Source organism: Amycolatopsis solani, assembly GCF_033441515.1.
Lineage (GTDB): Bacteria > Actinomycetota > Actinomycetes > Mycobacteriales > Pseudonocardiaceae > Amycolatopsis > Amycolatopsis solani.
In genome coordinates, this window is sequence record NZ_JAWQJT010000003.1 from 974,120 (window position 1) to 988,757 (window position 14,638).

Here is a 14,638-nt window from a genome sequence, read left to right on the forward strand (position 1 = left end):
CCGAGTCCTCGTCCGGAAGGTCTTCGGCCTGGCAGGATCCACCGCATGTTCCAGAAGGTGCTCGCGACGTTCGGCTCCGGCGGGGCGCGGATCGACGCCCGGCTGCTCGAGGCGGCCGCCGCCCCCGGCCGTCCCCTGCACGGCGAGGTCCTGCTGCTCGGCGGCGAAGTCGACCAGGAGATCAAGGGCCTCTCGGTGACGCTGCTGGCGCGCGTCCAGGTCCCCGGCGAGGACAAGACCGAAGACCTCCCCTTCGGCACGCAACAGCTGGTCGGCCGCGAGACCATCCGCGCCGGCCAGCAGGTCCGGGTGCCGTTCGAGGTGCCGCTGCCCTGGGAGACGCCGGTGACCAGCGTCTACGCCAAGCCGCTGCCCGGGATGGCCGTCGGCGTGCGGGCCGAGCTCGACCTGGCCGCCGCGGTGAGCGACCCGTTCGACGCCGACGCCGTCGCGATCGAGCCGCTCCCGGCCCAGAAGCGGGTCCTCGACGCGCTCAGCCGGACCGGCTTCACCTTCCGCGAGGCGATCCTCGAGCAGGGCCGCATCGACGGCGCCGCGCAGCAGCTGCCGTTCTTCCAGGAGATCCGCTTCGCGCCTTCGCCGCGTTTCGCGAGCATCTTCTCGCAGGTCGCGGTCACCTTCCTGACCTCGGCCGAACGCACCGACGTCGTGCTGGAAGTCACCAAGCGGGTCCGGGTGAGCAAGACCGGCGGCTTCGGCGGGCGCGGGCAGGACTTCCTCGGGAAGTTCACCATGAAGCCGGACGTCAACTGGGAGAAGCAGCTCGAGGACTGGCTCGACCAGGTGGCCCGTCCCCGCGGGATCTTCGACTGATGGAGTGGGACGACGCCGTCGCGGCGCTGGGCGGCCCGCCCGGCGCCCGGCCCCGGCTCGAAGCGCGCTACGGCGAGCCCCACCGCCGCTACCACACGCTGGAGCACGCGGCCGCCGTCGTCCGCGACTCCGCCTGGCTGGCCGGCGAGGTCGAGGACACCGAGCGCGCGGTGCTCGCCGTCGCCGCCTGGGCCCACGACGTCGTGTACGACGCGAAGCCTGGCGAAGACGAGCGCGCCAGCGCGGCTTGGGCCCGCGAAGCGCTCGACGGGGCCGCCGAAGCTCACCTCGAGCGGGTCGAAGACCTGATCCTCACCACGATCACGCACGCCGCGCCGCCGGACGACCACCTCGCCACCGCGCTGCTCGACGCCGACCTGGCCATCCTCGGCGCAGCACCGGATCGGTACGCGGCCTACGCCGAGGGCGTGCGCCAGGAGTACGCGAAGTACCCCGACGACGTCTGGCGCGAGGGCCGGATCGCGGTGCTGGAAGGGATGCTCGCGCGGGAGCTGTACCGCAGCGGAACCGCGCGGGCACGCTGGGCGACCGCCGCGGAAACGAACCTCACGGCCGAGCTGACCCACTGGCGCCGGTACCGACCCGATCACCGATGATGGTCCCTCGTGACCACCCCACTCCACCTGCACGAAGAGATCGCCTCGGCGCTGCGTGACGGGCACCCCGTCGTCGCGCTGGAGAGCACCATTCTGTCCCACGGCCTGCCCCCGGGCCGCAACCTCGACGTCGCCCGCCGCCTCGAGCGCGTGGTGCGCGACGGCGGGGCCGTCCCCGCCACCATCGCGGTGCTCGACGGCCGGGTCGTCGTCGGCCTCTCCCCCGCCGAGCTCGAGCGCGTCTGCGCGCCGGACGCCGGGCTGGACAAGCTGTCGCTGCGCGACCTCGGCCCCGCCGTCGGGCTCGGCCGCTCGGGCGCGACGACCGTGGCGAGCACGTCGGCGCTGGCCGCCGCCGCGGGGATCGGGGTGTTCGCCACCGGCGGGCTCGGCGGCGTGCACGTCGGCGCCGCGCAGTCGTGGGACGTCTCGGCCGACCTCGGCGTGCTGGCGAAGGTGCCGACCGTGGTCGTCTGCTCCGGCGTGAAGTCGGTGCTCGACATCCCGGCCACGCTCGAGGTGCTGGAGACGAACTCGGTGCCGGTGCTGGGGTACCGCACCGACGACTTCCCGGCGTTCTACCTGCGCTCGTCCGGGCACGCCGTCGGCTGGCGCGTCGACGACCCGAAGCAGGCCGCCGCCGTGATCGCCGCGCACCGCTCGTTCGCGGATTCCGGCGTGCTGCTGGCGAACCCGATCCCGGAAGCGTCCGAAATGGACAAAGCGCTGCACGACCGGCTGCTCGCCGAAGGCCTCGCGCTGGTCGCGGAGCGGGGGGTGCACGGCGCCGACGTCACGCCGGTGCTGCTGGAGCACTTCCACACCGCCAGCGACGGCGTGAGCATCGACGCGAACGAGGCTCTGGTGCTCAACAACGCGAAGCTGGCCACCGAGGTCGCGGTGGCGCTGGCATGAACGGGATCGTGGTGGTCGGGGACGCGGCGCTCGACGTGATCGCCCGGCACGACAAGCCGTTGCCGCACGGCGGCGACGCCCGCGCGAAGATCCGGTTCACCGGCGGCGGCTCGGGCGCCAACACGGCGCTGTGGCTGCGGCACCTCGGCGCGGAGACGACGTTGCTCGCGCGGATCGGCGACGACCCGGGCGGCCGGCTGATCCGTGCCGAGCTGGAGGCGGCGGGTGTGCGGTGCGCGTTCGCCGTCGACCCCGAGGCGCCGACGTGCTGCGTCGTGGTGATGGTCGACGGCAGCGGGCAGCGGAGCATGCTGGCCGACCGCGGCGCGAACCAGCGCTTCGCCCCCGAAGACGTCACGCCCGGGTCGCTGGCGGGCGCGAGCCACCTGCACCTGTCCGGGTACGTGCTGCTGGACCCGCCGTCGCGGGCCGCCGGCCTCGCCGCGCTGGCCGCCGCTCGCGAAGCCGGGTTGACCACTTCGGTCGACCCGCAGGCGGCCGCGCACATCACCGACCCGGCCGCGTTCCTCGACGACGTCCGCGGCGTCGACCTGCTGATGCCGAACACCGAGGAGCTGGTCGCGCTGACCGGTTCGGCGGACCCGGCGGCGGCGAAGGAACTGCTCGACGCGGTCGGCGCGGTGGTCGTGACGGCGGGTCTGGAGGGCGCCAGCTGGGTCGACGCGGGCGGCGTGACGAGCGTGCCGGCGGTCGAGGCCGAGTGCATCGACTCGACCGGCGCGGGCGACGCCTTCGACGCGGGCGTGCTCACCGGCTGGCTGGCCGGCGAGTCCACTGTGGACGTCCTGCGCCACGGCACCCGGCTGGGCGCGCTCGCCGTCGGGAAGGTGGGCCCGCAGCCGTCGTGAGTGTTTAGGCGGGTTAGAACCCTCCTTAACACTCACGAGCCGGGGCGGGGGTCAGCCATCGATGACGCGGTGGCTCGTGCCTTCGATCGCCTTCGCCTCGCGCTCGTACCGGTTGACGTCCTCGGCCTTGCGGGGCGGGCGGTCGTTGGCGATGAGCACCGCGATCCACGGCAGCGGGACCGAGATCGCGAGGAACCCCAGCGCCAGCCACCACGTGTGGTAGGTCAGCCCGGCGAGGATCAAGCACGGGATCCGGCACGCCATCATGATCACGTACTTGCGCTTGCGCGCCGCGAGCTGCTCTTCGTACGACCGCGCCGCCCCGGTGATCAGCACCGGGTCGGGGCCGCTGGCGGGCGTGGTCACTGCACCACCTCCGCGACCATCGTCCCACTTGCGCGGGTCATCCGACACCTGGGTGGGACAACCGGCTCAGCGCGGCGACGACCAGGGTCTCGATGCCGGTGCGCAGCGTCGGGTGCAGCACCGGGGCGAACCGCGGCGAGTGGTTGGACGGGACGTCGCGCTCGAAGCGGCCCTCGGTCATCGCCGTGATCACCGTCTCCGGGTCGAAGCCGCCGACCAGCCAGAACACCGAGGGCGCACCGGCCGCGCGGCCGAACTCGCTGAAGTCCTCGCTGCCGGTGACCAGCGGTGCCGGCAGCACCGCCTCCGCGCCGAAGCGGGCGCGGAAGACCTCGGTGAGGGCCTCGTTGGCCGCCTCGTCGTTCTCGGTGATCGGGTACGCGCCGGACCGCTCGATGTCCGGCGGCTTCGGCGCGCCCGCCGTGGCCGCTTCGCCGTTGACGATCCGCTCGACCGCGGCCAGCACCCGCTCGCGGACGGCCTGGTCGAACGACCGGACGTTGACCTCCAGCACGGCGTCGTCGGCGATCACGTTGCTCGCGGTGCCCACGTGCAGCGAGCCGACGGTGACGACGGCGGAGTCGGTCGCGGCGATCTCCCGGGACACGATCGTCTGCAGCTTGAGCACCACCGACGCGGCCAGCACGGCCGGGTCGACGGTCGTTTCCGGGCGTGAGCCGTGCCCGCCGCGGCCGTGCAGGGTGATGCGCAGCGTGTCGGTCGCGGCCATGATCACCCCGGGCCGGGTGAGCACCCAGCCGGCCGGACCGGGCACCAGGTGCTGGCCGAACACGACGTCCGGCTTCCCGGCGATGTCGAACAGGCCGTCGCGCACCATCGCCGACGCGCCGCCCGCGCTCTCCTCGCCCGGCTGGAACACCACGAGCAGCGTGCCCGACCACGTGTCGCGCCCCTTGGCGAGCAGCGCGGCGGCCCCGGAGAGCCAGGTCGCGTGCATGTCGTGCCCGCAGGCGTGCATGACCGGCACGTCGGCGCCGTGCTCATCCGTGCCGCGGGCGGTGCTCGCGTAGGACAGCCCCGTCTTCTCCTCGACCGGCAGCGCGTCGATGTCGGCCCGCAGCTGCACCGTCGGGCCCTCGCCGTTGCGCAGCACGCCCAGTACGCCGGTCCCGGCGATGCCGGTGTGCACCTCGTAGCCGTCGCGCTCCAGCCGCCGGGCCAGCTCGGCCGCGGTCCGGGTCTCGGCGAAGGAGAGCTCCGGGTGGCGGTGCAGGTCGATGTACAGCGCTTCGAGCTCGGGCAGCGCCGCGTCGAGCGGGGCGAGGACGTGTTCAAGGGTCACGGGGGCCATCGTGGCAGCATTACCCACCGTGAGCACGCGAAGCGTACTGCCCGACCTGTCCGACGACGTCTGCGCGCGGCTGCGCGAAGCCTTCCGCCGCACCTCCTACGACGCCGACGGCGTGGTGGCCGCCCTCGGCGGGGCCGCGCACGCCGCGCTGGGCCGCGGCGAGCCGGTGCCCGCGGAGCGCGCCAGCCGCGACGCCGGCGACCTCGGCACGCTGATCCGGCTGTTCCTGCTCGGCGGCACCGAGCCGGAGACCGCGGTCAAGGCCGCGTTCGCGCCGCTCGCCCCGGAAGACGCCGTCGCCGCGGGGCTGCTGACCAACGGTGGCGACGGGTACCGCGCCGCGCTCGACGTCCGCCCGCACGGCGACGAAGAGGGCTCCTGGTGGGTGGTCTCCGACCTCGACGCCGACGTCCTCGGCCGCACCGTGCCCGAGGACCACGTGCTCGGCGTCGGCCACGCGTCGCTGTCGCTGATCCGCGCGACCAGCCGGAACCCGGTCGGCACCCTGCTCGACCTCGGCACCGGAAACGGCGTGCAGGCACTGCACGCGACCCGGCACGCGCAGCGCGTCACCGCGACGGACGTCTCCGAGCGGGCGCTGGCGCTGGCCGCGGCGACGTTCCGGCTGAACGAGCTGGACGTCGAACTGCTGCGCGGCGAGTGGTTCGCGCCGGTCGCGCGGCGGAAGTTCGACCAGGTCGTCTGCAATCCGCCGTTCGTGGTCGGCCCGGCGCGGGTGGACTACACCTACCGCGACTCCGGGCTGGCGGGCGACGACGCGAGCGCGCTGGTCGTGCGGCAGCTGCCGGGCTTCCTCAACGACGGTGGCGTCGGCCACCTGCTGGCTTCGTGGCTGCACACCGGGAAAGAGGACTGGGCCGACCGGGTGAGCCGCTGGCTGCCCGCCGAGACCGACGCCTGGTTCGTGCAGCGCGACGTGGCCGACCCGGCGCTCTACGTCGGCACCTGGCTGCGGGACGCCGGTCTCGACCCGCGCTCGCCGGAAGGCCGGGCGAAGGCGGCGGCGTGGCTCGACTGGTTCGCGGCGAACGACGTCCGCGGCATCGGGTTCGGCTTCGTCACGCTGCGCCGGGCGGCCGGCGTGCGCACCCCCACCGTGGTCTGCGAAGACCTGCGGCAGGCCTACGACGACCCGCTGGGACCGGAGGCGGCGGGCTGGCTGGACCGGGTGGAATGGCTGCGCGAATCGGGGGATTCATTACTAGATGTCCGTTTTGTGGTGCCCGACACGGTTTTGCTGGAAAGCGTCGAAGAACCCGGCGACGAAGGCTGGGCGACGTCGATCCGGCGCCTCCACCGCACCGACGGGCCGGGCTGGCAGCACGAGGTCGACGAACTGGCGACGCGGCTGCTGGCGGGCTGCCGCGGGATGCTGCCGCTGGAGGATCTGATCGAGCTCCTCGCGGCCGCGCAAGGGCTCGAGGCTTCGGAGCTCGCGGCCGCCGCGCTGCCCGTCGTCCGCGAACTCGTGCGCCACGGGATGCTCGTCCCGGCGGGCGGGTGAGGGCCGTCGCGGCCCGCGTCACGCGGGCGGACGTCACCGTCGGCGGCGAGGTCGTCGGCGCCATCGACGAGCCGGGTTTGCTGGTGCTGCTGGGAATCCACGCCGGCGACGACGTGGCGAAGGCCGCCGCGATGGCCCGTAAATTGCACGAGCTGCGCGTACTTCGTGACGAGGAATCATGCGCCACGGCGAATGCGCCACTGCTCGTGGTGAGCCAGTTCACCCTCTACGGCGACACGAAGAAAGGGCGGCGGCCGTCGTGGACGCAGGCCGCGCGCCCGGAGGTGGCCGAGCCGTTGGTGGACGCCGTCGTGGCCGAGCTGCGCGGCCGCGGCGCCACCGTCGCGACCGGTCGTTTCGGGGCGATGATGGCGGTGTCGAGCGTCAACGACGGTCCGTTCACCGTTCTCGTAGAGGTCTAGACCATCGCGCCAGGGTTCAGATCCTGACGTGATTCACATGGGATTCTCAGGTTTCCCGGTCACGGAACGTTCTCAGCAAAAGCTCAGCAATGGTCGAGCAACCGGAGCCCGCCGGCAGCCGTCTCCTTTTCAGCGAGCCGGGAACGTTTTGGATACCCGGAGCGTTGTGCCAGATGTCCAGCCAAGCCGGCCGGACCGGCGTACCGGGATCCACAGGCCCCGGTCCGCGGGAACGAACCGGCGGGACCACCGCAGCAGCACGTTCAGCCCGTGACCGGGGAGGCAGAATGTCAGTCCAGACTCTCGAACGCGAAGCGCGCGGGATTCGCGAGCGCATCCCGGCTCAGGTGTCCGAGGAGCCGGTGAACGCGGGGGCGTTCGCCGACGGCGACCTCGACGCCCCGAGCCCCGCCGCCGACCTCGTCCGCGTCTACCTCAACGGCATCGGCAAGACGGCCCTGCTCAGCGCGGCCGACGAGGTCGAGCTGGCCAAGCGCATCGAGGCGGGTGTCTTCGCCCAGCACATGCTGGACACCGCGGAGAGCCTCACCGCGAAGCGCCGCACCGAACTGGCGGCCCTGGTCCGCGACGGCCACGTGGCGAAGAACCACCTGCTGGAGGCCAACCTCCGCCTGGTGGTCTCGCTGGCCAAGCGCTACACCGGCCGGGGGATGCCGCTGCTCGACCTGATCCAGGAGGGGAACCTGGGTCTGATCCGCGCGGTCGAGAAGTTCGACTACTCCAAGGGGTTCAAGTTCTCGACGTACGCCACCTGGTGGATCCGCCAGGCCATCACCAGGGGGATGGCCGACCAGGGACGCACCATCCGGCTGCCGGTCCACCTGGTGGAACAGGTGAACAAGCTGGCCCGCATCAAGCGCGACCTGCACCAGCAGCTCGGGCGCGACGCGACCCACGAGGAGCTGGCGGCCGAGTCGGGCATCCCGGCGCACAAGATCTCGGACCTGCTCGACCACTCGCGTGACCCGGTAAGCCTGGACATGCCGGTCGGCACCGAGGAAGACGCCCCGCTGGGCGACTTCATCGAGGACTCCGAGGCAACGGACGCCGAGAGTGCCGTGATCTCGAGCCTGCTGCAGGACGACCTGCGCCGGGTCCTCTCGACCCTGGACGACCGCGAACAGCAGGTCATCCGCCTCCGCTACGGCCTCGACGACGGCCAGCCCCGCACCCTCGACCAGATCGGCAAGCACTTCGGGCTCTCCCGCGAGCGCGTCCGCCAGATCGAGCGCGAGGTCATGTCGAAGCTGCGCCAGGGCGAGCGCGCGGACCGTCTCCGCGCCTACGCGAGCTGACCGAACCGTCCGAAGAGGCGGGCGCACCGCACGGTGCGCCCGCCTCTTTTTTCGTCTCCGCCCGAGCCGACGACCAGGCATTCCGCCGAGTGCGAAAATTTTCCACGAAAACCGGGTTTTGCCCCCGCCAGGCCTGGGTAGCAACCTTCCGCCGGCACCCGTTCGGCCGCGTTGACTTATGACCTCGCTCACGTCACATTCGTCAAGCGGCCCACACAGGTAGCGGCATCGGCCTCGCAACCGGATGTGCACGCATCCGGGAGCTTCCCCCGGGAGGTCGGGTCCGTCGGGGTGGACCCGGCCTCCCGACCAACTCCCCCACGCACGCCACGACGGCCGCGGCGCAGGCGGCGGCGCGACGCACGCGGCTGCGGCACGGCACGGGCGGCTGCGCGGGGCGGCGGCGCAGGCGGCGGCGGCACGGCACGGCACGGGCGGCGGCGCGGGGCCGCGGCGCAGGCGGCGGCGCGGCGCAGGCGGCGGCGCGGCGCAGGCGGGCCGACGGCGACGCGGCACCGGCAGCTCACCACGGCCCCGGCACCCAGCCAAGCCAGCCTCCCCCGCAACCCCGATCCGAAGCCAGAACACGGCCGGCAGCACCGGGTCAAGGCACGCTTTCCCGCCTTGACGCGGTGCTGCCGGCCGTAGTCACAATCAGGCTTCGGGGTTGCGGCCACCGAGCAAGGGGGCGCGAGAACACCGAGCAAGAGGGCCGCGAGACACCAGGCCCAAGGTCGTCGGAACACCCAGGCCCCCCAACGCAGAACCGCGTGGGGTGGCCCACAGTGACCGCATGCCTCTTCGGCGTGCCCACCCCCTCCGCATAAGCTGACCGGATCCCGGAGCTGGCAAAGGAGCCTGGCAGTGCCGTCCACCACGTTTCAGCACACCGAAGTCCTCCCGCTGGGCAAGGACACCACCACCGAATACCGGCTGGTCACCGACCAGGGCGTCGAAACCGTCGAAGCCGCCGGGCGGACCTTCCTGAAGATCGAGCCCGAAGCGCTCACCACCCTCGCGCGCACCGCCATCACCGACATCCAGCACCTGTTGCGCACGTCACACCTCAAGCAGCTGCGGGCCATCGTCGACGACCCCGAGGCCTCCGGCAACGACCGGTTCGTCGCCATGGACCTGCTGCGCAACGCCGCCATCTCGGCCGGCGGGGTGCTGCCCATGTGCCAGGACACCGGGACCGCCATCGTCGTCGGCAAGCGCGGTGAGGGCGTCCTGACCGGCGGGGACGACGAGCGCGCGCTCTCGCAGGGCATCTTCGACGCCTACCAGCAGCTGAACCTGCGGTATTCGCAGATGGCGCCGGTCAACTTCTGGGACGAGCGCAACACGGGCACCAACCTCCCCGCCCAGATCGAGCTCTACCACAAGGAGGGGGACCCGACCTACGAGTTCCTCTTCATGGCCAAGGGCGGCGGCAGCGCCAACAAGACCTTCCTGTACCAGGAAACCAAGGCCGTCCTGAACCCGAAGCGGCTCGCCCGGTTCCTGGACGAGAAGCTGCGCAGCCTCGGCACCGCGGCCTGCCCGCCGTACCACCTCGCGATCGTCGTCGGCGGCATGTCGGCCGAGTTCAACCTCAAGGTCGCGAAGCTCGCCTCCGCGCGCTACCTCGACAACCTGCCGACCGAGGGCTCCGAGCTGGGGCACGCCTTCCGTGACCCGAGCCTGGAGCAGCAGGTCCTCGAGATGACCCGGCAGTTCGGCATCGGCGCGCAGTTCGGCGGCAAGTACTTCTGCCACGACGTCCGCGTCGTCCGGCTCCCCCGCCACGGCGCCAGCTGCCCCGTCGGCATCGCCGTGAGCTGCTCCGCCGACCGGCAGGCCAAGGCCAAGATCACCGCCGACGGCGTGTTCATCGAACAGCTCGAGCGCGACCCGGCGCAGTTCCTCCCCGAGGTCACCGAAGAGGACCTCTCCGACGACGTCGTGAGCGTCGACCTCAACCGGCCGATGGCCGAGATCCGCGCGCAGCTTTCCCAGCTGCCGGTCAAGACGCGGCTTTCGCTCACCGGGCCACTCGTCGTCGCGCGCGACATCGCGCACGCCAAGATCGCCGAGCGCCTCGACGCCGGTGAGGGGATGCCGGACTACCTGAAGAACCACCCGGTCTACTACGCCGGTCCGGCGAAGACGCCCGAGGGCTACGCGTCCGGCTCGTTCGGGCCCACCACGGCCGGGCGGATGGACTCCTACGTCGAGCAGTTCCAGGCCGCCGGCGGCTCGCTCGTCATGCTGGCCAAGGGAAACCGCTCGAAGCAGGTCACCAGCGCGTGCCAGGCGCACGGCGGGTTCTACCTCGGCTCGATCGGCGGCCCGGCCGCGCGGCTCGCGCAGGACTGCATCAAGAAGGTCGACGTCCTCGAGTACGCCGAGCTCGGCATGGAAGCCGTGTGGAAGATCGAGGTCGAGGACTTCCCGGCGTTCATCGTCATCGACGACAAGGGCAACGACTTCTTCGCCAGCACCGGCGACCCGGTGCTGCAGATCAGCTTCCGTTAGCACACAAGGGAAGGGGACACCGGCCCGCCGCCGGTGCCCCCTTCCTTCCCTGCTCCCTCAGCCGACGCGCTCGATCCGCGCCCGCCGGATGAGGAACTTTCCGGGCTCCCGAACCTGTTCGAAGGCCGCGTTGTTGAGCAGCGTGCAGCTGCCCGACACCGACGTCACCGCCACCGTCGTGGACTTCGAGTTGTCCAGGTTCGTCACCTTCAGCTTCGTCCCCGCCGGGAACTGGTTGCTCGACGCGGCCGGGGCGCCGCCTTCACCCGAGAGCGTCACGGTCGACCCCGCGCACACGACGTCGCCGACGGCGCCGGTGTCCACTCCGGACTGGTTCTGCTGCTGGGCCGGAGCTTGCTGGGCCGGGGCCTGCGCGGCCGGCGCCTGGGCCGGGGCCTGCGCGGCTTGACCGTTGTTCGCCGCGACGTTCGCCGTGCAGCCCGCGACTCCCCGCCGCTGCTGGATCAGGTCGACCACCGCCTGGCGGTTGGCGATGCGCGCGGACGACTGCGCGTCCGGGTTCGCCTGCTGGCCCGCGATGAAGTTCAGGTTGTTCTGCAGTGCGGTGTCGAGTCCTGCGCAGTTCTCCTTGGGAGCTTCGGCCGCGTTGCTCGCCGGGCTGCTCAGCGCGATCGCGGTCGCGGTGATGCCGGAAACACCCAGCAACGCGGCCAGCCCGATGGTCGCCTGCTTGCGGTGCCGACCACTACTCAACCGGGGCATGCGCCCCTCCTCTCTGATCACCACCTCACCCTGGGACACGGCTCGACCACGAAGGCGGTTCACCGCTTCCGCGAAATTTTCGACAGCTTCGACGGCGGAGCTCAGCCGACCGGCACGGCGTGGTCCGAACCATTGACGCGCGCCGCCGTGGCCAGCGCCCAGCGTCCGGTGGTGATCAGGCCCAGCGCGAACACGATGGCCCCGCAGACGGCGATGATCACCCACGCCGTGCGGTCCGCCGCGGGCGAAGCGGCCGCGACGACCGCGCCGATCACCGCCACGCCCAGGGAGGCCCCGACCTGGCGGCTCGTCGACGCCACCGCCGCCGCGAGACCCGCGCGTTCACGAGGCATTCCGGACACTGCGGCGTTGGTGATCGGCGCGTTGAGCATCCCGAACCCGGCACCGAAGCACACGTAACCCAGGAGCAGCACCGGAATCGGCGTCGCCGGGCCGATGCCGGCGAGCACGACGCCGGACACGGCGATCCCGGCGCCGGCGACCAGCAGCGGCAGCCGCGGCCCGCGGGCGGCGACCACCCGGCCGGACAGCGGCGCGCACACCGCCGTCACCGCCGCCATCGGCAGCGTCAGCAATCCCGCGTGCAGCGCGGAAAACCCGCGGGTGTCCTGGAGGTACAGGGTGTTGAGGAACAGGAAGCCGGACAGCGCCGCGAAGCCGGTGACGGCGGTGAGCGTCGCGCCGGAGAACGGCACGCTGCGGAAGAACCTCAGTTCCAGCAACGGATCCGTGCGCCGCCGCTCATAGGGCAGCAGGACGGCCAGCGCGAGGGCGGCCAGGACGAAGCAGCCGACGATCTCCGGCGACGTCCAGCCGGCGCCACGCCCTTCGATGATCGCGTAGGTGAGCGAGGCCAACAGGACGATCACCAGCAGCTGCCCGACGGGGTCGAGGCGGCGCGGGTGCGGCGAACGGGATTCGGGGACGAACAGGGCCGTCAGGACGATCGCGGCGATGCCGACCGGGACGTTGATCCAGAAGATCGAGCGCCAGCCCGCCCAGCCGACGAGCGCGCCGCCGACGACCGGCCCGACCGCCATGCTCAGCCCGACCACCCCGGCCCACACGCCGATCGCGCGGGCGCGCTCGCGGGGGTCGGTGAAGACGTTGGTGACGATGGACAGCGCGACCGGGTTCAGCATCGACCCGCCGATGGCCTGCAGCGCGCGGAAGGCGATCAGCGTCCCGACGTTGGGGGCGAGGCCGCACAGCAGCGAGCCGAGGCTGAACAGCGCGAGCCCGGTCTGGAACGTCCGGCGCCGCCCGATCCGGTCGGCGGTCGAGCCGGAGAGCATGAGCAGGCTCGCCAGGACGAGCGTGTAGGCGTCGATCGTCCACTGCAGACTCGAGACGGACGCGCCCAGCTCGTGGCGGATCGAGGGCAGGGCGAGGTTCACGATCGTGTTGTCGAGCCCGACGATGAACAGGCTCATGCAGCAGACGGCCAGGACGACCCGAGGCCGGACGGGCTGGGGCACCGCACCCTCGCAAAGTAGTTGCACGGACAATATTAAGCACTGTACAACTAATTGGGTGCGGCCCTCGTCAGGCCGGGAAGAGCTCCGTGAGCCGGGCGAGGCTCTTCTCGATGCCCTCGGCGTTCTTGCGGGGGAACGGGCTGAGCGTGATGGCCAGCGGGAACTTCGCCGTCGACCAGTCGAACGTCTCGGTGACTTCGGTGCGGCCGCCGTCGAGGGGTTCCAGGCGCCAGCGCCAGCGGTGGCCGTTGAAGTGGCGCCAGGCGATCAGGCGGTCCTCTTCGAACTCGACCACGGTGTTGAGGATCTTGTAGGACGGGCCCAGCTTCATGTCCATGCCGAACGTGGCGCCGAGTGACAGCCGGTCCGGACCGCCCGGCTGGGCGGCCCGGACCGTGCCGGATCCGTCGATGAGCGGGTGCTGGGCCGGATCGGCCAGCAACCCGAAGATCTTCTCCGGGGTCGTGGCGACGATCGCGGTGCGTGAGACCTGGCGGCTTCCCATCACCCGAGCCTAAGCCAGCGTGATCACTTCGGCGGCGTGGTCTTGAGCACCACCGTGCGCTGGTCGAGCGGCGCGGCCAGCGCGACCGAGATCACCGGGTACCGGATGTCCATGGTGCACATCTGCCCGGTCTGGGCCTTGGTCTCGCTCAGGTTGACGACGACGTGGTCGCCGCCCTGCTCGGTCGCCTCGCCGAGGGCGTGCCCGCAGCCGCCCTCCTGGGCGCGGATGTTGAGCACGGTCCCGCCGTTGGCGGTCCACACCTCGTGCGGGAACCCACTGGGCAACGCACTCGCATCGATCTTGGCCGGCGGCACCGGCGTACTCCCTTCGGGCACGGTGAGCCGCGGCTTCCCCGGCGGGTTCGCCGAGGGCGAGGCCGGCAGCACCGACTCACTCGGCGACGTCGAAACGCTCCCGGTCGGCGCGGCGGAGTCACCCCCGGCAGCGGGCTGGCTGGTGGGCATGTCCTGGCCGGCGCAGGCCGTTGCCATCAGCAGGAACGCGCCTGTCCCGACCACCTTCGCTAAGTACCTCATGCCCCCGAAGACGGAACGGGCGAGGCGCGGGGTTGCATCGAAGATCGATCCGGTCCGGTCCGGCCCACGGCGAGCGCCCCAATGTGGCGTTGGTTGCGTCCAACGCACCGAACGCCACATTGGGTGCGCTGGACGCACCGAACGCCACATTGGGGCGCTCGGACAGGAGCCGGACGTGGCCGGGACGGAGCCGGCGAGCCCTGCACGGCCGGGCCCTGTGCCAGGGCGAAGGCGGGATCGGCTTCGGCCCGGCCAGGCGCGGCCCACCTGGCACGCCCGGCACAGCCGGGGGCCAACCCGGCACGTCTGCCGCAGCCGACCCGGCACACCCGCCGCAGCCGGAGCCCACCCGGCACGCCCGGCGCCAACCTGGCCCGCCCGGCGCAGCTGGCGCCAACCTGGCACGCCCGGCACAACCGGAGCCGACCCGTCACACCCGGCACAGGCGCGGCCGCGGCGGGCGCAGCCGGGGCTGTGCCTCGGGTCGCAGCGCGATCCGAGCCGGACCGGCGCGGCCGGCAGGCGGGCCTGGCCGGAGCCGGAGCCGGAGCCGCACTTTCACGTGGAAGTGCCGCCCAGCGGTACCCGGGCGTGGCCTGGCCCCGATGAAAGCCGCACTTTCACGTGAAAGTGCGGCGCAGCGATACCCGGGCGTGGTCTGGGAGGGTGACCCCGGGCT

Annotated in this window: 14 protein-coding genes; 8 read left to right on the plus strand and 6 right to left on the minus strand. The window is 72.1% G+C overall.

The genetic code is table 11. The features are described 5' to 3' along the window. The first annotated feature begins 45 nt into the window (after nucleotides 1-45). The 4 genes from SD460_RS37090 to SD460_RS37105 are packed head-to-tail and all read left to right on the plus strand — an operon-like array spanning nucleotide 46 to nucleotide 3,235. Entirely contained in the window at nucleotides 46-834 is a 789-nt protein-coding gene (locus SD460_RS37090; protein WP_290057998.1) for a sporulation protein, read from the plus strand. After that, nucleotides 834-1,451 (plus strand): HD domain-containing protein, encoded by a 618-nt coding sequence (locus SD460_RS37095; protein ID WP_290057997.1) that lies wholly within the window; start codon nucleotides 834-836, stop codon nucleotides 1,449-1,451. Before SD460_RS37090 ends, SD460_RS37095 begins: the two co-directional genes overlap by 1 nt. Before the next feature lie 9 nt (nucleotides 1,452-1,460). Continuing rightward, nucleotides 1,461-2,366: a pseudouridine-5'-phosphate glycosidase gene (locus tag SD460_RS37100; protein WP_290057996.1), complete on the plus strand. Its 906-nt coding sequence runs from the start codon at nucleotides 1,461-1,463 to the stop codon at nucleotides 2,364-2,366. Beyond that, nucleotides 2,363-3,235 (plus strand): carbohydrate kinase family protein, encoded by an 873-nt coding sequence (locus SD460_RS37105; protein ID WP_318307404.1) that lies wholly within the window; start codon nucleotides 2,363-2,365, stop codon nucleotides 3,233-3,235. The genes SD460_RS37100 and SD460_RS37105 overlap by 4 nt, the downstream gene beginning before the upstream one ends. Nucleotides 3,236-3,286: 51 nt before the next feature. Here the strand turns inward: SD460_RS37105 and SD460_RS37110 are convergent, their stop codons facing one another. After that, the gene (locus SD460_RS37110; protein ID WP_290057994.1) at nucleotides 3,287-3,601 is read right to left on the minus strand and encodes a DUF3099 domain-containing protein; all 315 of its coding nucleotides are present in this window, start codon (nucleotides 3,599-3,601) and stop codon (nucleotides 3,287-3,289) included. A 37-nt stretch (nucleotides 3,602-3,638) separates the two neighbouring features. Beyond that, on the minus strand, nucleotides 3,639-4,904 hold the full coding sequence (locus SD460_RS37115; protein WP_290057993.1) for an amidohydrolase: 1,266 nt from the start codon (nucleotides 4,902-4,904) through the stop codon (nucleotides 3,639-3,641). A 28-nt stretch (nucleotides 4,905-4,932) separates the two neighbouring features. On the opposite strand from SD460_RS37115, the gene SD460_RS37120 reads away from it, so the two are divergent. The 4 genes from SD460_RS37120 (at nucleotide 4,933) to SD460_RS37135 (ending at nucleotide 10,693) form a co-directional block, all read left to right on the plus strand. Beyond that, nucleotides 4,933-6,438: a N5-glutamine methyltransferase family protein gene (locus SD460_RS37120; protein ID WP_290057992.1), complete on the plus strand. Its 1,506-nt coding sequence runs from the start codon at nucleotides 4,933-4,935 to the stop codon at nucleotides 6,436-6,438. Further along, the gene (dtd, locus tag SD460_RS37125) at nucleotides 6,435-6,860 is read left to right on the plus strand and encodes a D-aminoacyl-tRNA deacylase (RefSeq protein WP_318307405.1); all 426 of its coding nucleotides are present in this window, start codon (nucleotides 6,435-6,437) and stop codon (nucleotides 6,858-6,860) included. The genes SD460_RS37120 and dtd overlap by 4 nt, the downstream gene beginning before the upstream one ends. Nucleotides 6,861-7,147: 287 nt before the next feature. Continuing rightward, nucleotides 7,148-8,176, plus strand: coding sequence for a sigma-70 family RNA polymerase sigma factor (locus SD460_RS37130; protein ID WP_290057990.1), 1,029 nt, complete (start codon nucleotides 7,148-7,150; stop codon nucleotides 8,174-8,176). 864 nt (nucleotides 8,177-9,040) lie between these two features. After that, nucleotides 9,041-10,693: a fumarate hydratase gene (locus SD460_RS37135; RefSeq protein ID WP_290062603.1), complete on the plus strand. Its 1,653-nt coding sequence runs from the start codon at nucleotides 9,041-9,043 to the stop codon at nucleotides 10,691-10,693. A 57-nt stretch (nucleotides 10,694-10,750) separates the two neighbouring features. Here the strand turns inward: SD460_RS37135 and SD460_RS37140 are convergent, their stop codons facing one another. From SD460_RS37140 to SD460_RS37155, 4 genes are all read right to left on the minus strand, one after another. Continuing rightward, entirely contained in the window at nucleotides 10,751-11,416 is a 666-nt protein-coding gene (locus SD460_RS37140) for an SCO2207 family protein (RefSeq protein WP_290062604.1), read from the minus strand. A 101-nt stretch (nucleotides 11,417-11,517) separates the two neighbouring features. Continuing rightward, complete coding sequence (locus SD460_RS37145) at nucleotides 11,518-12,915, minus strand: MFS transporter (protein WP_290062605.1); 1,398 nt, start codon at nucleotides 12,913-12,915, stop codon at nucleotides 11,518-11,520. A 67-nt stretch (nucleotides 12,916-12,982) separates the two neighbouring features. After that, nucleotides 12,983-13,420: an SRPBCC family protein gene (locus tag SD460_RS37150; protein WP_290062606.1), complete on the minus strand. Its 438-nt coding sequence runs from the start codon at nucleotides 13,418-13,420 to the stop codon at nucleotides 12,983-12,985. 23 nt (nucleotides 13,421-13,443) lie between these two features. Further along, nucleotides 13,444-13,959 (minus strand): hypothetical protein, encoded by a 516-nt coding sequence (locus tag SD460_RS37155; RefSeq protein WP_290062607.1) that lies wholly within the window; start codon nucleotides 13,957-13,959, stop codon nucleotides 13,444-13,446. Nucleotides 13,960-14,638: the final 679 nt, after the last annotated feature.